The 21,932-nt window shown below is 56.3% G+C and carries 21 protein-coding genes; 17 read left to right on the top strand and 4 right to left on the bottom strand.

The features are described 5' to 3' along the window. The 6 genes from JTF07_RS02490 (at window position 1) to JTF07_RS02465 (ending at window position 5,673) form a co-directional block, all read left to right on the top strand. Window positions 1–879, top strand: coding sequence for an ABC transporter permease (locus tag JTF07_RS02490; protein WP_204232737.1), 879 nt, complete (start codon window positions 1–3; stop codon window positions 877–879). Next, entirely contained in the window at window positions 876–1,850 is a 975-nt protein-coding gene (locus tag JTF07_RS02485) for an ABC transporter ATP-binding protein (protein WP_204232736.1), read from the top strand. The genes JTF07_RS02490 and JTF07_RS02485 overlap by 4 nt, the downstream gene beginning before the upstream one ends. After that, the gene (locus JTF07_RS02480; protein ID WP_204232735.1) at window positions 1,840–2,679 is read left to right on the top strand and encodes an ABC transporter ATP-binding protein; all 840 of its coding nucleotides are present in this window, start codon (window positions 1,840–1,842) and stop codon (window positions 2,677–2,679) included. Before JTF07_RS02485 ends, JTF07_RS02480 begins: the two co-directional genes overlap by 11 nt. Next, window positions 2,676–3,620 (top strand): serine hydrolase, encoded by a 945-nt coding sequence (locus JTF07_RS02475; RefSeq protein ID WP_502710952.1) that lies wholly within the window; start codon window positions 2,676–2,678, stop codon window positions 3,618–3,620. The genes JTF07_RS02480 and JTF07_RS02475 overlap by 4 nt, the downstream gene beginning before the upstream one ends. Continuing rightward, window positions 3,617–4,498, top strand: coding sequence for a serine hydrolase (locus JTF07_RS02470; RefSeq protein ID WP_204232733.1), 882 nt, complete (start codon window positions 3,617–3,619; stop codon window positions 4,496–4,498). The genes JTF07_RS02475 and JTF07_RS02470 overlap by 4 nt, the downstream gene beginning before the upstream one ends. 311 nt (window positions 4,499–4,809) lie before the next feature. After that, entirely contained in the window at window positions 4,810–5,673 is an 864-nt protein-coding gene (locus tag JTF07_RS02465) for a pyrroline-5-carboxylate reductase family protein (protein ID WP_252199479.1), read from the top strand. Window positions 5,674–5,683: 10 nt separating this feature from the next. On the opposite strand, the gene JTF07_RS02460 is transcribed toward JTF07_RS02465, so the two are convergent. Beyond that, the gene (locus JTF07_RS02460; RefSeq protein WP_353843850.1) at window positions 5,684–6,475 is read right to left on the bottom strand and encodes an IclR family transcriptional regulator; all 792 of its coding nucleotides are present in this window, start codon (window positions 6,473–6,475) and stop codon (window positions 5,684–5,686) included. Window positions 6,476–6,588: 113 nt separating this feature from the next. Between JTF07_RS02460 and JTF07_RS02455 the strand changes: the two genes are divergently transcribed. From JTF07_RS02455 to JTF07_RS02430, 6 genes are all read left to right on the top strand, one after another. Next, window positions 6,589–7,377, top strand: a complete 789-nt coding sequence (locus JTF07_RS02455) for an ABC transporter ATP-binding protein (protein ID WP_204232730.1) — start codon at window positions 6,589–6,591, stop codon at window positions 7,375–7,377. 45 nt (window positions 7,378–7,422) lie between these two features. Continuing rightward, the gene (locus JTF07_RS02450; protein WP_204232729.1) at window positions 7,423–8,430 is read left to right on the top strand and encodes an ABC transporter substrate-binding protein; all 1,008 of its coding nucleotides are present in this window, start codon (window positions 7,423–7,425) and stop codon (window positions 8,428–8,430) included. A gap of 115 nt (window positions 8,431–8,545) precedes the next feature. Further along, window positions 8,546–9,310, top strand: coding sequence for an ABC transporter permease (locus JTF07_RS02445; RefSeq protein WP_204232728.1), 765 nt, complete (start codon window positions 8,546–8,548; stop codon window positions 9,308–9,310). Window positions 9,311–9,366: 56 nt separating this feature from the next. Further along, window positions 9,367–10,293, top strand: a complete 927-nt coding sequence (locus tag JTF07_RS02440; protein ID WP_204232727.1) for a dihydrodipicolinate synthase family protein — start codon at window positions 9,367–9,369, stop codon at window positions 10,291–10,293. Window positions 10,294–10,295: 2 nt separating this feature from the next. Further along, window positions 10,296–11,354, top strand: coding sequence for an alpha-hydroxy acid oxidase (locus tag JTF07_RS02435; RefSeq protein WP_204232726.1), 1,059 nt, complete (start codon window positions 10,296–10,298; stop codon window positions 11,352–11,354). A 39-nt stretch (window positions 11,355–11,393) separates the two neighbouring features. Beyond that, complete coding sequence (locus JTF07_RS02430) at window positions 11,394–12,374, top strand: zinc-dependent alcohol dehydrogenase (protein ID WP_204232725.1); 981 nt, start codon at window positions 11,394–11,396, stop codon at window positions 12,372–12,374. A gap of 707 nt (window positions 12,375–13,081) precedes the next feature. Here the strand turns inward: JTF07_RS02430 and JTF07_RS02425 are convergent. The 3 genes from JTF07_RS02425 to JTF07_RS02415 are packed head-to-tail and all read right to left on the bottom strand — an operon-like array spanning window position 13,082 to window position 16,769. After that, the gene (locus tag JTF07_RS02425) at window positions 13,082–14,257 is read right to left on the bottom strand and encodes an MFS transporter (RefSeq protein ID WP_204232724.1); all 1,176 of its coding nucleotides are present in this window, start codon (window positions 14,255–14,257) and stop codon (window positions 13,082–13,084) included. Beyond that, on the bottom strand, window positions 14,254–15,273 hold the full coding sequence (locus JTF07_RS02420) for an NAD(P)-dependent oxidoreductase (RefSeq protein ID WP_204232723.1): 1,020 nt from the start codon (window positions 15,271–15,273) through the stop codon (window positions 14,254–14,256). The genes JTF07_RS02425 and JTF07_RS02420 overlap by 4 nt, the downstream gene beginning before the upstream one ends. Window positions 15,274–15,293: 20 nt before the next feature. Beyond that, window positions 15,294–16,769, bottom strand: coding sequence for an FGGY family carbohydrate kinase (locus JTF07_RS02415; protein WP_204232722.1), 1,476 nt, complete (start codon window positions 16,767–16,769; stop codon window positions 15,294–15,296). Between the two features lie 201 nt (window positions 16,770–16,970). On the opposite strand from JTF07_RS02415, the gene JTF07_RS02410 reads away from it, so the two are divergent. The 5 genes from JTF07_RS02410 (at window position 16,971) to JTF07_RS02390 (ending at window position 21,726) form a co-directional block, all read left to right on the top strand. Continuing rightward, a complete protein-coding gene (locus tag JTF07_RS02410) occupies window positions 16,971–18,383 on the top strand; it encodes an MFS transporter (RefSeq protein WP_204232721.1) in 1,413 nt (470 codons plus the stop codon). Between the two features lie 32 nt (window positions 18,384–18,415). Next, window positions 18,416–19,342: a sugar-binding domain-containing protein gene (locus JTF07_RS02405; protein ID WP_204232720.1), complete on the top strand. Its 927-nt coding sequence runs from the start codon at window positions 18,416–18,418 to the stop codon at window positions 19,340–19,342. 20 nt (window positions 19,343–19,362) lie between these two features. After that, window positions 19,363–19,986 carry a class II aldolase/adducin family protein gene (locus tag JTF07_RS02400; RefSeq protein ID WP_204232719.1) on the top strand — a complete coding sequence of 208 codons (624 nt, stop codon included), beginning with the start codon at window positions 19,363–19,365 and terminating at the stop codon, window positions 19,984–19,986. A gap of 44 nt (window positions 19,987–20,030) precedes the next feature. After that, entirely contained in the window at window positions 20,031–21,401 is a 1,371-nt protein-coding gene (locus JTF07_RS02395; RefSeq protein WP_204232718.1) for an aldehyde dehydrogenase family protein, read from the top strand. Between the two features lie 178 nt (window positions 21,402–21,579). Beyond that, a complete protein-coding gene (locus tag JTF07_RS02390; protein ID WP_204232717.1) occupies window positions 21,580–21,726 on the top strand; it encodes a hypothetical protein in 147 nt (48 codons plus the stop codon). Window positions 21,727–21,932: the final 206 nt, after the last annotated feature.

The raw sequence follows: 21,932 nt of genomic DNA, 5'->3' as shown, positions 1-21,932 counted from the left end.
ATGGCTGTAGACAATATCTTCCGCGCATCCCCCTCTACCCGAAAGCACAGTTTCGTCGATTGGGTCGGCAAGAATCGGAGTCTGGCGATCGGTTGCGGCTTAGTAATTGTCGTTGCCATCGCGTGCTTTGTCGTTCCGGTTCTATCTTCGGCCGACCCTAACGCCGTCGATGCGAACCATCGGCTCGAGGGCATATCGCCGGAGCATCCTTTCGGTACCGACCAGTTCGGACGTGATGTGCTGTCGAGGTTCTTTCATGGCGGCCAAATATCACTGATCGTTGGGCTGTCCTCGGCAGCCGCCGCTACCGGCCTCGGACTCGTTGTCGGTATTCTCGCTGGCTACGTAAATTGGCTTGACCAGATTCTGATGCGAATTGCCGACGGGCTACTCGCCATCCCGGGGGTCCTGCTCGGAATTGGTCTCATGGCGTCGCTCGGCCCTGAAGTCGGCAATGTCATCATCGCCATGGCTGTCGTTTCGACTCCGACTATGGCCCGGCTTGTTCGTTCGAGAGTCATCTCTGTCAAGGAAGAGACCTACATCGAGGCGATCAAGCTACAGCACCCGAATTTCTTTCGGCTTGTGAGTCTTCACATTGTGCCGAATATCCTCACGACGGTGGTTGTGCAGGCGACCTTTGTGTTTGCCGATGCCGTCATTGCGGAGGCAACGCTGAGCTTTCTCGGCGCTGGTGTGCCGCCGCCTGACGCCAGCTGGGGAAACATGCTCGCTGACGGTAAGACGCTGCTGTTCTCTGCCTGGTGGGTGGCGGTATTTCCGGCACTTGGCCTGGTCACCGCCGTGATTGGCCTTAACCTCGCTGGCGACGGACTCCGCGACATGCTTGACCCTAAGACTACAAGGAGACTGAGATGACGACCACGCATGAACGCGTTCCAATTCTCTCCATAAGCGACCTGAGCGTCGACTACGAGACCGACTACGGCCCCTTCTCAGCATTGCGGGGAATCACTCTTGACGTCGCTCCCGGAGAGATCCTCGGTCTTGTCGGTGAGTCCGGATGTGGCAAGAGCACACTCGGGCGATCACTCCTGCGACTCAACGACGAAGCGAGCACGCGTTATCAGGGAAGCATTCACCTTGACGGCACTGAGGTGCTCAGCCTGAAAGACACTTCGCTTCCATCTCTGAGGGGATCCGAGATTGCGATGATTTTTCAAGATCCTCTCCGATCGCTCAACCCGGTGTTCACGATTGGTACTCAGCTGAAGAATGCGATCAGTCTCGGAGGAATCACAGACAAACGGAAAGTCCACGCTGAATCGATATCGCTGCTCGAACGCGTCGGTCTTGATGATCCTGAGAGACGATTGCGGCAGTACCCCCACCAGCTCTCAGGTGGTCAGCGTCAACGTGTCGTTATCGCAATCGCTCTAGCTCAGAGTCCAAAAGTGCTAGTGGCGGACGAACCGACCACGGCGCTTGACGTTACTACGCAGAAGCAAATCCTCAAATTGCTGAGGCAGTTATGCACCGACACGGGCATGGCTCTGATTTTCGTCACTCACGACCTCGCCGTCGTTTGGCAGTTGTGTGACCGAGTGGCGGTGATGTACTTCGGGATCGTCATCGAACATGGCGCTGTCGAAGACATTTTCGACGCGCCCGTCCACCCGTACACCGGAGGACTCCTAGCTGCTGTGCCGAGCCTGGAGACGGAGAAAGGTCGTCCCTTGGCCACAATCGAACGTCGCCACGATGGGGGCCAAGGGGGCGGAGGATGGGACGACGACAGTGCCGAATTCGATGCTGTGAGTCCGAATCATTTCGTTCGTAAGGCCCAAACGAGCCGAGTCGACGTTGAAAGGAGCAGTAATGACTGCTGAAACGGCAAACGACATAGAGCCTCCGCTACTATCGCTTCGGTCTGTGTCCGTCGATTTCAGTCCTGGTGCGCTAGCCCGCATGCTGGGTGCCTCGCTGGTGAAAGCAGTCGATGAAGTGAGCTTCGATGTGAGGGCTGGACGTACCTTCGGGATCGTCGGGGAATCAGGAAGTGGAAAGTCGACGACAGTCCGCGCCATCCTCGGTCTCGAGTCGATTTCAAGTGGAACGGTCCGTTACAACGGTGTGGACATGTCAACATTGCGGGGTCGGCGAAGGAAAATAGCTGCCCGCGAGATGCAGATGGTCTTCCAAGACCCGTCGTCAGCGTTAAATCCGAAGCTGAGGATTAGGCACCTCCTCGCTGAACGTGTGAAGATCCATCGTTCCGGCGAGTACGGCAATCGAACGACGATCGTCCGCAATGCCCTCGACGATGTTGGACTGCCGCATACGCACCTCGATCGCTTCCCGCATCAACTCTCAGGTGGTCAGCAGCAGCGCGTAGTTATCGCTCTCGCCCTGATCTCGCGACCGCGTGCCCTCATTTGCGACGAAGCTGTGTCCGGGCTTGATGTTTCAAGCCAAGCTCAGGTTCTTAACCTGCTCAACGATCTCAGGGATGATCGTGGCCTGACCATCATCTTCATCACTCACGACATGGGAGTCGCGCGCTATATTTCCGACGACATCGCAGTGATGCGCAAGGGCGTCATTGTGGAGCAGCGACCGGCCGAAGAGATCTTCGCTGATCCTCGCTCGGACTACACAAAGACACTTTTGACAGCCGTGCCGACCTTGCCGCGGACTTACGGATTCACCGAAGTATGAGCCTCGCTAAGAAGGAAACCATGAACCGCATACAAGAACAACTATCGACATTGATGAGAGATCAACCGTTCACCACTCGTTGGGCCCTCTACGATTTTCGCAATGCTCAGTTCTACGGCGAACGATTCGACGAACCGCAGTGGACTGCAAGCACACGCAAGGTCTCGGTAATGATGTGCGTGCTCAGCGAGGTGACCGCAGGCAGAATCGATCTTGATCGCGAAGTCGAATACACGTCGGGCATGGCTGAAGGCGTCCAATCGGGGACCTTCCGATACATGACTCCAGGATTTTCTTTTCCGCTCCGAGACGCACTGGCACAGATGATTGTCTCCAGCGACAACGTCTGTACGCGGCTCGTCTTTGAGTCGCTCGGAGCCGACGAGCGAGAGCAGCTGCGTGTCATCAACGACTTCTGTCAAAACTCAGGTCTACATCAGACCATCCACCGGCACGTCTTCCCAGACACCAGTAGGATTCCTTGGTTCCACACCGATGCGCCCATGACGACGTCGACCCCTATTGACCAGATCAGACTGCTCAAGGCCATCGTGGCGGGAAGCCAGTCGGCATCCGGCTCCGACCTCATCGCAGTGAGCAAGGATCTGTGCAGCTATGCGCTGGAGCTGATGACGTTGGGATGGGACTCGTTCGAGTTCGCCCGATTCCTCCCCGACGACGTAGTCGTTGCCCAGAAAGGTGGCCGAGGGGTCCGTGGTAGGTCCGAGATAGGAGTGATCTTTGACAGCGATGGTCGAGCGGCATGTGCATTGGCTGTATATACAGACTGGGTGCAGACCCGTTTGCGTGACGGTCGTCCGGGCAATGATCTCGCAATTGATCTCATCTCCGCGTTCGGTCGTAGCGCGTGGGAGCTCGTCGTCAACAACACCGAAGTCCCAGCAAACATTCTCGACTACGGAAGGCCGGTGACGTCATGACGATGACCACGGATTCACTTGTCAAAACGCTCGACTATTACGCCTCAGAGGTGGACGCGCGAACCTCCTGGACAATTTTGGATCTGAAGACTGGAGGTCGGACTGCGTCCCGCAACGAAGAGTCGGTGCCGATCGGCGACTTCGACGCACTTATCTGGTACCTTGCTCTCGCCCATGCCAGCGATCGAGGAGAGGTTGACCTTTCCGTGGCATGCACCCTGGAATCGCGTCACCGACCGGATGGCAACAAGGGAGTTCTTGGATGCATGTCTAACGGATTGAGGCTTAGTCTCGGCGACTTCTTGGCGCAAACTGTCATCACAGGCGATCCAGCTGCGTTCGCCGTGACCGCTGAATCCGTCAGAGTCCAAGGTGTGTCCTCTGTAGAAGTGGTCGACCGGTTCCTGCGGGAACAGGGGGAGGGCGGTATCGAGGGTCGACCGGTGCTCTCTCCGCCGGGATTGTCCGGGGTGAAAATCGGTTCAACGACGACGGACGAGCAAAGTATCTTGCTTCACGGTCTTGTTGAGGGGCCGTTCTCTGACACAGATGGTGGTCTGCCTCGCGAGATTGCTGAGGGCTGTCTCGCGGTGCTCGGTTCCGTGCTCAAAGGTGGCGGTCTCGGGCGGGGATTGCCTGGCTACGGCCCGTTCAAGACCAAGGTGGCGCATTTGGCACGCGGGGGCGACGGAAACTCAGCGAGCATCCGAAACGACGCAGCCATCTTTTTTGACGATGGCGTGCCGCGCCTGATTCTCTGCGCAAGTGTTTCTGACATTTCATTGTGGCAGAACGAATTGCCCGGAATTGCGGTTGCGGAGGACTTCCTGATGAAGTTTTCCCAGGCATGCTGGTCTCTCAGCACAGGAAAAGTGTAGAGCCGAAGCACCTGTCATGGGTGCTGGAAGCGTTAGTAGGTTGAGTTTCGTGCTTTTGACGAAACAGAAGCCTTGGCACTTGGTCCGACGTGGAGGTCAAAGTCCACTTGGGGGCGCCTACCTTGTGCCCACGCTTAGGCGAGGTTCAGCAGCACATTGCTCAGTTTGGAACCACTGCGGATTGTGGTGATATTGACAATGGAACTAACGTCTCCCCGGTTTGCAACCTCCCGACGCTCACGTTCGCAAGGAGCCTGTAGCGTTGATACGAAGAATCACTGTGGATTTGAAGGTAGGAGACTGTGGTGTCGATGCGGAACGTTGACGGGCTCAAAGTTGCCTTGCTCGGACTTGGCTCAATGAATGTGGCAATTCTTAAAGGCCTGATCAAAGCCGGAATCCAGCCTGAAAACGTGATTGGTACGACAATGAGCGCATTATCGGCTACCTTGACGAGCAGAGAGCTCGGCATCCGTGTGCTTGCCAACGAGCAGCAATCTGGTGCAAACAGGTTGGCAGTCGATGGCGTTGACCTCGCGATCGTTGGAGTGCTTCCTCCTTATGTGGCTGGCATCTGTACGGAAATTTCTCAAGATTTGCCCTGTCATGCTCTCGTTGTCTCTGTCGCCGCCGGTGTGAGTATCGGAGCGCTTGAATCTGCGCTGAGACCGGGCCAGCCCGTGGTCCGCACAATGCCAAATACACCGTTGGCCGTCGGCTCAGGTTCAGTTGGGCTGACGGCTGGTCCCCATGTCGATGATGACGACGTGGATCTGTTGCGCAACCTTTTTTCTCCCGGTGGACGTGTGCACGTTATAGCGGAATCACAAATGGACGAGTTCAACGCTATGGCCGGTTCTGCTCCGGGCTATCTCTATTACCTCGCTGAGCATATGACCGAGGCAGGAATAGGACTGGGGTTTGACCAGAAAACTGCGGCAAGGTTGACTGCCGACACACTTCTTGGAGCTGCGAAAATTCTTGCAAACGAGGTTGCTGACAATCCTAGTGCTGCTGGGGACCTCCGTCGAGAGATGGTGCTGCCCGGCGGAACGACTCGCGCAGCATTTCTTACATTCGACGAGCGAGGGATGGGTGAAGCCATCCCCGCGGGTATGCAGTCGAGTGCCGAGCAGTCAGCGGCGATCTCTCGAGAAATCGCCGAGGCGGACTGATGGCAGGGGACTATGCCAGAATCGTCATCAATTGTTCGGCGTGATCCTTTACTACCACCGCGGTCTCGTCGATCTTCTCAGCAGTCATGTGGAAGGCTAGGTCTGAGACGCTGAGGGCCCCGATGCACCGCCTCGCTGTATCGTATAGCCCAGCTGCTACGCAGATGATCCCCTCCACATCTTCGGCTCGATCGACGGCATAGCCATGTTCTCGGATCCAGGCGAGCTCACCGACAAGAGCTTCGGGATCCGTGATGGTATTTGGCGTCATCCGTTCGAGGCCCCGACTGGATGAGAATCCCAGCGCCTCGTCATCGCTCATCCCTGCGAGGATGACTTTCCCTACTCCTGTCGAATGGGGACGTTCCCGTCTGCCGATTTGAGCGGTGAACTGGATCGAACCGAGGCCCTCAACTCGGGACACGTACAGCGGGTATCCGTGGTCTGACACAACTAGACGTGCGGTACAACCGGTCTGGGTTGCAAGCGATTGCAGAATTGGTTGCGCAGCATCCGTGATCGGCATCCGACGCTGTACCTGTTCCCCGAGTCGCATGAGGCTCATGCCCAGAAGAAACCGTGGGCCTGGTTCGACTCGAGTGACGAAGCCATAGTGCTTGAGTGTCTTCAAAAGAGCGTGTGCTGTGCTTTTCGATACTCCGAGTTCCTGAGCGATCTGAATGAGGCTCACGCCCGCTGCGTTTTTAGGCTCTCCGAGTAGATCGACGATGGCCAATGCGCGTTCCACGCTTTGTACCCGCCCGGTCCGCGGCGATTTCGAGGAGCCCTGCTGTTCGTTCATACCGAATACCATACGACATTATCGAAAAATCTGTTGACCTTTCTGCCCGTTTCGGGAATGATGCTGTCTTAGAACGAACGACATTCAGCAATGCCGAACGACGAGGTTATGACATGCCAGAAGTGTTTTTCGATGATATGAGCATTGAGTTTCCCGACCCCCGGGGACGAAACCCCCGATTAGCTGTAAGCCACGTGGATCTGCAAATTGCTGATCAGGAGTTTGTATGCATTCTTGGCCCCAGCGGTTGCGGCAAATCGACGGTATTGAACGTGGTTGCCGGCTTTCTCGAGCCGACTGCAGGAACCATGCTGGTGGATGGACAAGCCGTGAATCGGCCGGGCCCTGAGAGAGGGGTGGTCTTTCAAGATGCGAACATATTCCCGTGGCTCACTGTTGAACAGAACATCGGGTTCGGACCTCGCCTTCGGCAGGGCTCGTCAAACGAAGTGAAAGAGCGCACGGCAGAATTCGTCGAGCGAGTCGGACTCACTGGATTCGAGCAGCACCTGCCATTGGAGCTTTCCGGTGGAATGCGTCAACGGGTGGGTCTTGCTCGGACCCTCATCAACGACCCGTCGGTGTTGCTGATGGATGAACCCTTCGGAGCGCTCGATGCGCAGACTCGCATTCTCATGCAAGAGTTGCTGCTCGACCTATGGGAGCGTGACCGCAAAACAGTCATTTTTGTGACACACGATATCGATGAAGCTCTGCTGTTGGGAGATCGGGTCGTTGTCATGTCTGCCAGCCCCGGGCGGGTAAAAGAAGTTGTTCGTGTGGACCTTCCGCGGCCTCGGTCTTTTGATATCACTTCGGACGAGAAGTTTCTCGGGATGCGCAGGCATCTTATGGACGAACTTCACAGCGAAACGGAAAGAGCAGAAGGCATCGTTGCCTGATTCCGGACTTCGAGATTCGAAATACCAAGTTCAAGGGAGAGACTCATGAAAAAGAAGAAGCAGCTCTGTACCAGGGTTTCCGGTATGGTGGCGGCCCTGGCGCTCATCCTGACAGGATGCGGAGGCGGCGGTGATTCGATAGCACTGGGCAATGTTCCCGCCTTGTACTGGGCCGCATGGTCAGCAACGAATACAGCGTTGGAGGACGGTGAGGGAGACCTCGACGTTGAGGCCGTACAATTCAAATCCTCCGCTGACGTCTTTGTCGCCATGAGAAGCGACGACGTTCAGGTCGCTTCCATGGGTATGAATGTCATGGTGAATGGCCTGGTAGAGAACCCAGACACGCCAATGCAGATGATTGCTGGTGTATCGCCGGGACGGTCGCAAATCATTGTTCGGGACCAGAGCGAGATCGGTGATTGGAGCGATCTAAAAGGAAAGAACCTCGGCGTCATCCGGGGCTCGACCGATGAGCTGATCTTCAAGATCGCACTGGCCCACAATGATATCGACATGGATCAGGACACTACGATTACGACTCTCCAGGCACCCGCAGATCTGCTGCTGGCGCTTCGTAACGGTGATATTGACGCAGCCGTGACTTATCAACCGTACACCGCACAAGCAGTTAAAGACGGTGTGGCAGAGATGCCTGAAGACATGAACACCGAGATGACCGAGTGGGCAAGTGTTCCAACGGGAATCTATGCGAGCGACGACTTGATCGAAAGCGACCCGGAATCGGTTCAAAAGATCGTCGACACCTTTGTTGCCGAAACAAGGAAGTTCGACGATAAGAACGTGTGGGTTGATACGGCCCTCAAGTACCAGGCCGGTGATCGTGATTTATTGCTCACAGCCCTTGAAGACGATAAACCCTGGTTTCTAATGGAAGAGGACAAGCTGGGTTCGATGGCAAAAGCGATGGCCGAGTTCGGTGCTGTGCCCGACGATGTAAGTGGTGAGCTGCGCGACAGGGTCAATTATGACTTCCTGTCAAAATCGACGGGTATGAGCCCAGAAGAACTCGGCAAGTCAGAGGGGAACTGAAGACATGGCTATCACCGCATCCGGAATGTCGCACGTGAATCCTCCATTGGCCCCAGGCACGGGGCCGAGACGGCCACGAAAAGGCAGGGTTCGAGGCATTCCCGTGCTTCTATCAATGGTCATTCCGCTGATTGTCATCGCCATTTGGCAATACACCGGTAGTAACCGGATGATCGCAGACGGGTTGTTCCCGAGCTTCACTGCGTCGATTGAGGCACTCAGCGACTTTCTCTTCGGTACTGCCGAGCAGTCTGCACCATACTCTGGAGACTGGGTCACCTCCGTCCTGGACTCATCGCAGCGCATACTCTCCGGATATGTCCTCGGATCGGTGCTTGGAGTGGTCCTGGGTCTCTTTTCGGGATATTCGAAAAGTGTGCGTCTGCTTGTCAATCCCATGATCGATGCGCTTCGCCCCATATCAATCACCGCGTGGATCCCGCTGGCCTTGATCTTCTTTGGGATTGGCAATGCTCCGGCAATATTCCTGACGAGCATGGCAACATTCTTCCCTGTCTATGTCAACACACTGATCGGGGCAATGTCGGCCGAGGGGCGTTTGCTCCGTGCTGCCGCAATGCTCGGTGCGAATAAATGGCAGATGCTGGTGCGAGTGACCTTTCCTGCAACCCTGCCATCCATCGCTACCGGAATGAGAGTGGCCCTTGCTCTGGCGTGGACAACCGTCGTTGTTGCGGAGATACTCGGCGCACGATCCGGGCTTGGTTATGTGCTCATGGATGCATACAACCAATTCCGTTTTGACTACGTCGTGGCATGCATGATCAGCCTTGGAGCTCTCGGATTCCTCAGTGATCGGCTACTGGCCTGGCTCTTCAAACGCCCACTCCGATGGGTCGAATCGGCGGCGAAGGCATAGTCGTTCCCCAAATACACGTACCAACGAGCATTACATCAATGAAAGGAACAACTTAAATGCGATCCCTCGACGTTCCATGGCGAGGCTATTTTGCCGCCGTTCCAACGCCCTTCACCGAGGACGGGCCTCTCGATCTTGAATCATTGCGACTCTTGATTCGCTATTTCATTAACGAGGGCGCTCACGGCCTTGTTATTAATGGAAGCAGCGGTGAGTGGTATGCACAGGACTCTGAGGAACGTGAGAGCGTGGCGCGTGTGGCGGTCGATGAGACGGCGGGCGCAATACCTGTGATCATCGGAGTCTCCAGCATCGCTCCTCAGACGACGAGGCAGTTAATTGCTCACGCTGGAAAAATCGGAGCCGACGGGGTGATGTTCTCTCCGCCTCCAGGGTGGAGGTTGAATAACGAAGAAATCGTGTCCTACTTCACCGACCTATGCAAGTCGTCGACGTTGCCTGTCATGCTGTACAACATCCCTGCCGATGTCGCAACTGACCTTGCCCCCAGTGTGACTGCGGAACTTGCGGAGATCGAGCAGGTCGTTGCGATCAAAGAAAGCAACCAAGACGACAGGCATCTCTATGAAACTAGCCTGTTGGCGGGGGACAAGCTTCGGATCTTCGGCAATCTTATGAATCGACCAGGTGTGGGATTGCTCGCCAGTGACTGGGGTGCCGACGGATACATTGGAAGCGGAATGTTGTTCGGACGAGAGCTGAGCCAGGCTTTCGAAGCAGTGTGGGTGAATCGACTTGACGACGCTCGTTTGTTCGTTGACAGATTGACTGCGCTGCAGAATGATCTCAACCTGCCCGATGGGAACGGAGCATTCGGCGGGATTCCTGGTCAGTTGAAAGCAATTCTTAATCTCATCGGTCAGCCTGCCGGTTTTCCGCGTCGTCCTCGATTGCCAATCGAAGGTGAACGTCTCGACGATCTGCGGCGGATCTTGGTAGCTCACGGTATGGAAGTTGTCTGACGATGACTGGGATTCCGGTAGCAGAAACTCCTGACCGCGAGTTCTTACCCCTGGAATTGATCAAAGCTGCTGGAAAACAACGAACGGACGCCGGCGCTTGGGCATATTTGAACGCGGCGGCAGGGGACGGTCGCGCTGCAAAGCGGAGCCGAGAGGCATATCTTCAAACGACGCTCCTCCCACGTGTCTGCCGCGACGTCTCTGTCGTCGACTTGACCACTCGTTGGTTGGGTAAGGACATGTCATCTCCATTCGCAATCGCCCCCATGGCAAGCCACGAGCTCTTCGACGCGAGTGGAGAGCAGGGAACCGCGGAGGGGGCAGGAAATTCAGATGTTCCTCTGATCTTGAGTATGGAAACGAGTCAACCGTGGAGCTCAATCGAGGTCGAGAGGAAATGGTGCCAGATCTCTCCTCAACAAGACGATGGGCTCGTGCGCTCGCTCATTGAGGCTGCGGAAGAGGCAGGAGCAGAGGCAATTATCCTTACGTTGGACACACCGGTGCCTGGTATGCGGTATGAGCAGAGAAGGGCGCTTCCCGAATTTCCGACGCATATCAATCGTCCGATGTTGCCGACTTCGAACGTCAGATGGGACGCCTACACTTGGGCCGGACTTGATTGGTCGGCGGTGGAAGTTATTGTCGATTATGCGAACATTCCAGTGCTGGGAAAAGGAGTGTTGCACCCCGATGACGCTCTGCGATGTAGCGATTCGGGCATGTCCGGTGTCGTCGTCTCGAATCACGGCGGACGCAATTTCGATGCACTGCCAGCGCCCTTGTCCCAATTACCCAGTATTGCCGATGCAGTTGGGGACCAAGATCTCGTTCTAGTCGACGGTGGGATTAGAAGTGGTAGCGATGTCCTCGTTGCACTTGCCCATGGTGCGCACGGTGTGCTCATCGGTCGACCAGTGCTGTGGGGGTTATCTGCGGCAGGGCCGAGTGGTGTCGCTGAAGTTCTCAGTATTTTTCGTGAGGAGTTAGAGCAGGCAATGGCCTTATGTGGAGTTTGTGAGATTACAGATATCAACCGATCGCTGTTAGTCGGTGACTGAAATGATGTCTACCTGCACGATCGAGTATCGAGTTCGGAAATGGAGTGTCTGATTGCGATGTGGCAGTACCATCAACCGGCACCGTCGGAGTTCCAACGAAGCGAAGTTCGCGAACCGACAGGCGATTGCCTAGAACAAGGTGAAGTGTTGGTACGGTTCAGTGCGGGTGCCATTTGCGGAAGCGACATACCGAAGTTTCTGGGCCATCACGATTCGGACAATCCTGACACAGGGCTCCCGGGAGCCCCGCTTCACGAGATCGTCGGGACGATTGAAGCTAGCCGCGATACGGCGCTGCGGGAGGGGCAGCGTGTTGTCGGCATTGCCAAAGGGTCACGAGGGCTCAGCGAGGTCATCAGGAATCCTGCACATCTTCTTTTTCCGGTGGACGATCAGCTAAAAGATGTTGAGGCCACCGTTGTGCAACCAGTTTCGACGGTTCTAAGTACGTTGTCGCATGCTGGAGAGCTTGAAGGTAAAAGAGTCGCAGTGTTCGGTCTAGGGCCGCTTGGACTCCTATTCACACATGTAGCGAAGTCTTTGGGCGCTTCGGAAGTGATCGGAATAGACCGAGTCGATCGTTCCGACGTTGCATCTCGGTTCGGAATTGATCGCCTGATTCATGGAGAAGTCCGGGACTGGGCGAGGACCTGCGCTATTGAAGAAGCTCCAGACATTGTCATCGAGGCAATTGGGCATCGGCAGGAACACCTTGCTGATGCCGTCGATGCAGTCCGCGACGAGGGGAAACTCATCATCTTCGGTCTCCCAGAGGATCATTATGTCTTCCCAATGCGCCGGTTCTTCCGTAAGAATCTCACGCTTTGGGCCGGGACGACTCGAGATTGGCAGGTCTTCTTGAGACAAGCGCAACAGTATCTGATTGAGCACCCGAGCTTGTGCGATGCCTATGTCACCGACGTCTTCCCAATCGTACGAGTAGACGAAGCATTCCGTTCTTATTCGGTGCCTCGAAAAGGAAGAATAAAGGTGGTGCTCACATCTCCAGAAGGAGTGTGATTGGCCGAGCGACTGGTGCAAGGGGTGGTCGCGTCATCTAATCTGGCGTTTTTCCAGCAACATTGGCGGCTCCTCGATACGGTAGGCGATGTCGAATCGTGTATCTGTCTCGGTTCCGATTCTTACCCAACTTTATCGCTATTGTGGTGTGTTTCCTGGTGCTGGCAGGCGCGTTGGTCGAGGCTTGGTACCAAGTTCACTGATGAGGTCTGGCTGCGTAGAGAGTGCTGCGACCTCACTTTGGTCGTCTTCGACGCCTGGAACATTAAGGCTTATGGTGGCGTCTGATCTAATTCTCTACGACGGTTATCGCCAGACGCTGGATGCGCTCATACAACGTATTCCCAGTCTCAGCGCACAGTCAGGACTGAGGTATTCAGCTGTATTGGTCGATCGTGAAGGAAATCCGGATGGGCCAGTTGCACCAACGGCGGGATTGTAGAAATGTAGCTCGCCTAGCTGCAGAATTGCGAGGCTAGTTTCCCCAGATGCGGGGCTTCTCCCATCGGTTGTGGTTTTGGCAACATGAGTATATGAACGTTGGGCGGCATATAGTCGTAGACGAATTCGCTTCGGAGTGGCGGCTGCAAAAGTCAGACGAACGCGTCGTGCAGAAGCGCGCCGCAGATGACGGGCACTGTGGCTGAGGTCGTGTATTGTCACGGCGATCCATTCCATCACTTCGGTGTCGACCTCGATATGGCATGCTACCTGGTAGAACCGCGCCTATCTGCGAACGCGCCCACTGCGCCAATTGCGAGAATCGCGGTCAGTAGTCCAATACTCCATGTCCAACCTGCCGAAACGTACACAGTTGAAGCAAGGGGCGATACGAGAGTTGCACCAGTGAGCCAGCTGATTTGGTAGAGCGCAGTCGATTGGGCTCGGTGGTTTGGCATTCGTCGACCAGACTCTGCGCTACTTAGTGGGTGAATGAGGAAAGTCCCGAACACCAGCGCAGAGACTCCTGCGATAAGCAGTGAAAGCGTCGGCGCATTTATCATGAACAGACCTCCAAGCGCCAGCAGATACCCGAGGGCAAGCACTCGGCCAGTGCCGAAACGAGCTGCCAATCGGCCACCGATCTGTGCAGGCAGAAAGGCGACAACGTAGAGTCCGAGCACCACGCTGGTCAGGACAGCGCCAAGAGTCGGATAGGAGTCGGACACTTTGAACGGGATCACGCTGAAGAGTGCGTTGAAGACGCCGAGCGTTACGAAACCCTGAATGAAGGACAAGAGGACGCCTGAACGCCAGAATGACTTCAACAACCTGTGATCGGATCGCTCCCTGAGCCCAGGGCGACCCGTGCTCAGGTCCCGCGTAACGAACAGAAAGACGCACGCGATCAATAGACCTAGCACTGCTATTAGTTCGAGCGATGCTCGCCATCCGAAAGCATGCGCGAGGGTGCCAGACAGCACGCGAGTGGCCACCCCGCCGACTGTGTTTCCTGAAATATAGATGCCTGAAGCGATTACAGCGCGTTTCACCGGCAACTCTTCGAACAGATAAGTTACGGCGAGCCCGGTCACACCACCGAGGAACACACCTTTCACGAACCGCGCGATTAGCATGGGAACGAATCCGGGTATGAATGGCGAGACAAGCGAGATGAGAGTAGCCAGAAGTAGACAGCTACGGATGATGTTTAGCCTGCCGAATCGATCACTGACATATGCCCAGGGGATCACCCCGATTGCCATTCCGACTGTCGTCGAGGAGAGCAGCAAGACGCTCTGAGCCGCGCTGACTCCGAGCGCAGCCCCGATGCCCGGTAGGATCGCTTGAACGTCATAGGTCTGTACATAGACCCCTGCACCAGCCAGGAACATCGCTCCAACCACACGACGGCCTTTTTGCGGTGCGCTGGAGCGCTTCACAAAGCAGCTGCCGCGTCAACCTTACGGAAGTCGACGAGATCTTCGCGAGCACGATATGGCAGCTCGGCCTCGTCGAGGTACGCCGAGATAATCTCCGCCACCATTTTTGTCTGAGAACGTACAACGTCCGCCGACGCGCCGGCAATGTGGGGGGTGACGACGACATTGGGCAACTCCAGAAGAGGATCGTCTGCAGCTGGAGGTTCGTCGGCGAAGACGTCGAGCCCGACACCGGCCAAATGCCCGTCCTGCAAGAAGCGGACGAGCGCTGGTTGTACTACCACGGCCGCACGTGATGCATTGACGAGGTAGGCCCCTTCCCTCATCTGCGAGAGACGCTGCTCATTAATGAGACCGATCGTGTCCTCCAGCAACGGGACATGGAGCGTCACGACGTCGCTAGTGCAAAGGAGATGGTCAAGAGTGGCTATGGTGCAACCCTTCGGCAGTCGATCCTGAGTCAGGAACGGGTCGTACACTTGGACTTCCATGCCGAATCCCAGGCCGCGCTGGGCGACACGCTGGCCCACCGCTCCGCCGCCGACGACGCCGAGCGTTCTGCTGTTCAGGGTCGGACCTTTGAATCGACGATACGGCTCGCCTGAGTCCTCCGGTTTCCACTGGCCAGACCGCATCCACATTGACGCCTCAGTCACTCGTCTAGTGACGTCGAGAATGAGTGCAAACGACAGGTCCGCGGTCGAATCAGCGTTTCGGCCCGGAGTCGTGCAAACCGGCACTCCACGTTCTCGACAAGCGTCTAGGTCAACGTTGACCGGCGAAGCACGACAACTGATGACTAGTTGGAGATTGGGGGCAGCGGCCAATGTTGCCTTGTCCACAAGATCGATTTCCGCAACAATAATGTGCGCCTCGGCCAGCTGATCAGCAACTTGCTCAGCAAGAGATATCCGTCGATTCGTCGTCTGGGCGTATCGGATTTCGACTTGGTCGTTGAGTGACTCAAGCAATGATTCATCGACGGGGCATGTGGCGATAGCAATGGGCTTATTCATTCTATTCCTTTCTTCAGTTTTCATGATCGGGCGGCCATCATTTGCCACGTGACTCGCTCGGAATCTCGTGCCGCTCGGAGCTCGGAGAGGGAGTCGAGACGTTCAATAGATGCAATCGATGGTCTAAACAGGACTGTGTTGGAAGTCGAGGGTTTCGAATCGACCCCAAGCGACGTATTTAGCTTTCTCACCGCGCCGACCAGTCCCGCCTCGGCAGACATAGCCGACCGTTGGAGAACCCGCCCACTGAAGTCGGACACTAACTGGCACAATAGATCGCTACTACTGCCTCCACCGGCAATTTGCACCGCGTCCTCGACACGCAAGTCATCAATGCATTCGGCGATGGAAAGCGCTACGCCTGCAAAAACGGACCATGCGAAATTTGCCGGTGTCGTGTCGTAGGTCAATCCATGCAGCGAACCGCGTGCAAATGGGTCTGCGAATGGAGCTCGCTCGCCCGACGGTGCGAGGTAGGGCAACATTAGGGGTCTGACCCCATCTACAGCGCCTTCTCGGGCAAACTTTGCGAAGCATTCCCAATCTTGCTGTTCATGACCCAGGATCCGTTTTGCCCACTCGAGCAAGGGCGTACCCGTCATCGGGGCGAGGCTATTCAGCATGAGTCCATCGCAACCGTACGCCATCCAGTTACCCACAGATGCGTTGAGCTCTGATCGGACCACTCCTACGAAAGACGTGGTCCCGACTATTGCCCAGGACTGATTCGGTTGGTCTTTGCAAAACGCATAGCCCGTCGCTGCGACATCCATCAAGCCGACCCCAACAGGCAGGCCATCAGGAAGTCCGAGGCGGGCCGCGGCAGCCGAGCGCAAAGGCCGGGTCTCGCCGGCGTCTGCAACAGGAAGAGTCGTCTCCGGTGCTAGATCGCCGAGATCGTTCATTAGCTCGCTGTCCCATTGCCGGGATGAAGTGTCGAGGTAGGACCGGCAGGCGTCGCTCGCCTCTGCCTCAAGCGCACCAGTAAGCAAGAACCGCACCCAATCCTTACAATGCAAGTGATGATGAACCCGAGAAAGTCGTTGGGGGTCGTTCTCATTCAAATATCTGGCGATTACGCACAGACTTCCGGGGTGCACCGACCCATGAGTAGTGCTTCTGATCCTGTCGACTTCGCCAGCCTCGCGCATTCGGACCAGCACCTCGGCGCTGCGGGCGTCGTTCCACAAAATCGCGTTGCCGAGAGGACGCTCGTCGACATCCAACAGCCAGGCTCCGTCGCCTTGCCCCGTTATAGCTATACCCGCGATCGTCGATGGGTCTACGCCATCCATCGCGTCCGCGAGCCTATCGAATACTTGTTCGCCGAAAACGTCCATGTCGAGCTCGCGCAATCCCTGAGCGGGTGACAACACCTGAGTTTGGCACTCGGAAATACTGACGACTCGGAATTCTGCGTCAATGACCGCTGCTTTGATCGAAGTAGTCCCTGCATCGAGTGCAAGTACCGATCCTCGATTATGAGTAATGAACATTTGTGCACCTTTGCATCTTTCCGGTTTACGGTCTCTTCCAGGGTAGTGGCAGCGAATGTCTTTGCATTCTATACGTACCGATTAGCGGAGAGTCAATATTGAATTTGTTCTTGACAGTCGAGGTTGCCCAGGTACAGTAGCAAAAAGAACATTAGCAAATGAACAAATGTTCATTTGCTCCGGGACACAAGGAGGTGGACCGTGCAGAGTGGCGCGCCACAGTTCAGTAAGTTCGGTAAGGTTCTCTCAACTCAAGGTATTGAACCGAAGCTCGCTTGGGGCTTCGTTGGTGTTACGTTCTTCATGATCGGCGACGGACTGGAACTGGGATTCCTTCCGACATTGCTTGATTCCGTGGGATTTAGCGGTAGTCAGGTCGGTCTACTGCTCACCATGTATGGAGTGACGGTCGCAATCGCTTCGTGGCTTGCGGGCGCGCTGAGCGCCGGTTGGGGCCCTCGTAGAGTCATGCTCGCGGGGTTCGTGATCTGGTTCGTTTTGCAAGTGCTCTTCATTGCACTCGGTGTCATGCAGGCCAACTTCGGTTTGGCACTGCTTTTCTACACCGCACGAGGGGCTGCATATCCGCTATTCCAGTTCGGATTCCTCGCGTGGGTGACTATGGCTACTCCTGAGAAGACCTTGGGGCGTGCTGTGGGCTGGTTTTGGTTCTTCAGTTCGATGGGCCTGGGCGTCATTAGCGCGTATTGGGCAGGTTTCGCTATACCGTTCTTGGGTCAAACAGGTACGATTTGGACCTCACTCTTCTTCGTGTCAGTCGGTTGCGCACTCATCTACTTCTTAGTTCGGGACGTGCCCGGAGGCGATCAACAAAGTACGGCTGAGAAGATGCGCCAGGCAGCAGGTGCTGTGACTGTGGCGTTTACTCACCCAAGAGTTGGCGTCGGTGGTCTCGTGCGCATGGTCAACTCTGTCGCTGTCTACTCGTTTGGGGTATTCCTGCCGGTCTATATGACGCAAGATGTCGGCTTCAAGATTGAAGGATGGCAGTTCATCTGGGGAACGATGCAGCTGTCGAACATCATTGGCAACGTTCTATGCGGCTATCTCGGCGACAAGCTCGGACGAGTTCGAGTTGTACGTTGGCTCGGTTGCCTGGGCACGGCGATCGGCACCCTTCTCATCATCTACATGTCAATATGGGCTGGCGCAAGCTATCCCCTCATGATCTTCGCGGTCGTTTGTTATGGATTCGCCCTGGCCGCGTTCGTACCGCTAAGCGCTATCGTGCCGTTGCTCGCCCGGGAGAACAAGGCCGCGGCGATTGCTATTCTCAACCTCGGTGCGGGTTTGGCTCACGTCACGGGAGCCCTCATTCCGACGCTCTTCCTCGACTCTGTGGGAGTTGTCGGAGTCATTTGGATTGTTGCCAGTGTCTACATGGTAGGTTTCTTTCTCACATATTTGTTGGAACCGAGAAGACAGCGGCAAGGCACACCAGACGATTCCGAGACGACATACGGAGACATGCTTGATGAGACCGCTGTGAGTCCCGCTCGAGCCGTCGGAGGCTCCGAGCAGGCAGGAGCAGGGCGTGCCGATTACGGACTGGTGGCGTCGGAGCCGACCGACACTAGGGAACGTAGTGACTAATCAACCTCCCTATGTTCGAAGGACGAAATAAGATGGACGATCAGATTCTGACCAAGGTCGCCATGCTGTATTACCAGCATGAGATGAAACATGAGGAGATCGGTCGAGAACTCGGTTGGAATCGAGTCAAAGTGACTCGAGCGCTTAAGGAAGCTCGAAAACGATCTCTCGTCGAATTCGTTATACATGATCCCGTCGCGCCGTTCGAAAACCTCGAGCGTTCGTTGAAAGTTTCTTTCGACCTTAAAAAATGCAGAGTGAGTCCGAGTTTCACGGAACGCCACCGCACGTTGAACTCTCTCGGTCGTGTCGGTGCAGAAGCTCTCCCGGGGTTTCTCCCAGAGGAAGGGACGGTTGCCGTTGCTATGTCGGGGGCGGTCGCGGCGGCTGCGGACAAGCTGAATGTTCTGCATAGGCCCGGCCTGCAGTTCGCTGCGACAACTGGATCGGTGAGTCGGACGAGCGCGGAGACTTCGGCGGCTCTCGCAGTGGAATTCGCGCGGCGCGTAGGTGGCACGGCTTACACAGTTCCCGGGCCACTGCGTTCATCACCAGAAATCGCGGCAGCATTACAAGACGATCCGGCCATTGCAGCCGCATTATCTATGGCCGAGAGCGCTAGTCATATGGTGGTCGGCGTCGGTTCAATGCAGGCCGGCGGCGGTCGCATGCGTGATTCATTAAGCGAATACACGATCGCCGAACTCAACCAAGCAGGTGCAGTCGGAGACATCGCTGCGCGGTTCTTCGATCAAAAGGGCCGGAGCGTCCACACGTCTATCGACGACGACTTGCTCGCGCTTCACCTGGAAAAGGTGTTGGCGATCCCAAGAATGATGGTCATCGCAGCCGGCGCAGGCAAGGCCATTGCGATTTCCACATTGCTCAACCGCGGGAGCATTACCGATTTGGTCGTCGACGCAGATCTCGCTCGGGCACTCACCTCACATAAGCGTTAGGAGTCAGTTGAATGATAACGATGGCCGTACATGAAGACGCCGCCCAGGAACTAATCGGGATTGGAGCCGATGCCGTGCAACGCGGACTTGTGCTTGCAAGCGGAGGCAACCTGTCGGTGCGCCTCGACGACGAAACAGTCCTTATCACCCGCAGTGGTACTTGGTTGGACCGGCTGACAATCGATGACTTCTGCGTCATAGACATGGACGGTCAACTAATCGCGGGCGCAGCGCGTCCTTCAAGCGAATGGAAGCTGCATACGCGTACCTATAGTTCCCGAGAAGATGTTCATTCGGTGGTGCACCTGCACCCGCAGATGTCGCTGATGATCGATGCGCTTGGCCACGACATTCGTCTGCTCACCATGGACCACGCGAACTATGTGCGGAAGATCGCACGAACTGACTTTTACCACAACGGCACGGATGAACTCGCCGACACCGCAGCCGCTGCTGCGCAGAAGGCCAACTGTGTAGTGATGGCGTACCACGGCAGCTCATGTGTAGGACCAAATCCGATGATGGCGTATCGACGAGCACTCAACCTCGAGCAAGCAGCCGAGATGACATACCGCTTGCTTACTTTGGGGGATCGGGAGGCGGAATTCCCACCAGAAGCGTTCGAACGCATTCGGCATAAGTGACTTCGAAGACGCCCATTTACTTTCCTATAGCAAGGATCCCCAACATGTATTCGATCACCAATCCAGCAACTGGCAAGACCATCAAGACCTTCAAGAGCGCGACTGACGAGCAGGTGAATCAAGCAGTGCGTCGCGCTGCTGCGGCGTTCACCAGTTGGCGCGACACCTCGATCGACAAACGTTGCGAAGCACTGTCGCGTGTTGCTGACGCAATGCTCTCCGAACGCGATGAACTTGCTCGCATCATCACCGTTGAAATGGGTAAGCCGATCACCGCAGCGCGCGGCGAAGTAGAGACTTCGGCCTCTATCGTTCGCTATTACGCCGAAAACGCGGCTCAAGGACTCGCACCACAGCTGCTAGCGGAGATAGAGGAATGTGAGGCATTCATCGAGCGCCAGCCCATCGGCGTGATCCTCGGAATAATGCCGTGGAACTTTCCCTATTACCAGGTCGCTCGATTCGCCGGCCCAGTGCTGGCCGCCGGCAACACCCTCCTACTAAAACACTCAAGCCAGTGTCCCGCTTCGGCACTTGCAATGGAACGGATCTTTGCCGCAGAGCTGCCCGTGGACGCCTATGTGAACATCTTTGCCTCAAACGAACAGATCGCCGCAATTGTTGCCCACCCTGAGATCCAGGGAGTTTCACTTACAGGCTCAGAACGGGCAGGTGCGGCTGTGGGCGCTGCCGCAGGGTCGGCACTCAAAAAGGTGGTGCTCGAACTCGGCGGTAGCGATCCATTTATCGTCCTCGATGAACACAAGCTCGATGAAGTGGCGGCCACCGCTGTCGCATCGCGCCTCAACAACAGCGGCCAAGCGTGTGCCGCGCCCAAGCGCTTCATCATCATCGACGAAGTCTTCGACCAATTTGCCGAGGCATTCGTCGCGGGAATGGAAGCGGTAGCACCCGGTGATCCATCGGACCCCGGCACAGTGTTGGGTCCACTCGTGTCTGAAGCCGCACTCAAGTCATTGCACGAACAGGTCACCGACACCGTCGCCCAGGGGGCCACGTTGCTGACCGGCGGTCACCGTGTCGGCGACACCGGTGCCTTTTACGCTCCTACAGTGCTTGCTGATGTTGGGCCCGGTATGAGGGCCTACGACGAGGAGCTTTTCGGGCCAGCGTCAGTGCTGTACCGAGTTGCCGATGCCGATGCCGCAGTAGCGCTTGCCAATGACTCTAGTTTTGGTCTCGGATCCACTGTGTTCGCAGGCGATGAGTCGCTGGCGCGTTCTGTCGCGAATAGGCTAGAAGTCGGTATGGTCGCTGTCAACGGACGAAAGCCCAACGTTCCGGCCTTGCCGTTTGGTGGCGTGAAACGTAGCGGGTTCGGCCGGGAGCTTGGGACGCTCGGTCTCGAGGAGTTCCTCAATCGCAAGGTTGTCACCGCGTTTGAGCGCGAATAACCGGGGCCCGTCGCATAGCCATCGACGCACACCTGTCCGAAGCAAATGTCGAGCGACTGCACACGGCCGAATCCTGCTTAGATGTGAGGCCCGGCATTGCATGGCTCGATCTTCCCGCAACCGCCGACAAATAACAGACTGTGTGTCGCTGGCAGCGAAACCCTGCAGATGAACGCACGTGGGTGCCCTCTGCTCGATCATCACTGCTCACGCAGCGAAGACTAACAAGGTTGGTTTCACGGACGCCGTCGACTCGACGATCACGCGTGCTCACCCGCATGATGTGAGCACCAGACGCATCTACTCGGCGAAGGCCAGCACCTGAAAATCGGCCACCACGCCCGGGTGGATTGGAATCTAGACGAAAAAGTTCACTCGTCGGCGGCCGGGCGGAAGATGTTGTGTTCTCGCCGGATCGAGGCCGGAATTTCCGAACCATCTGCCCATCAGTGGCACAGCGTCTGGCGAGGAATCACGTCGTGGTGTGACAAGTTCGCCGTCGTCTGTCGAGCCGCTGTCGTGCGCAATGAC

The sequence above is a fragment of the Brevibacterium sp. RIT 803 genome (assembly GCF_016892625.1).
Taxonomy (GTDB): Bacteria; Actinomycetota; Actinomycetes; order Actinomycetales; family Brevibacteriaceae; genus Brevibacterium.
This window is presented reverse-complemented; position numbering and strand designations above follow the sequence as displayed.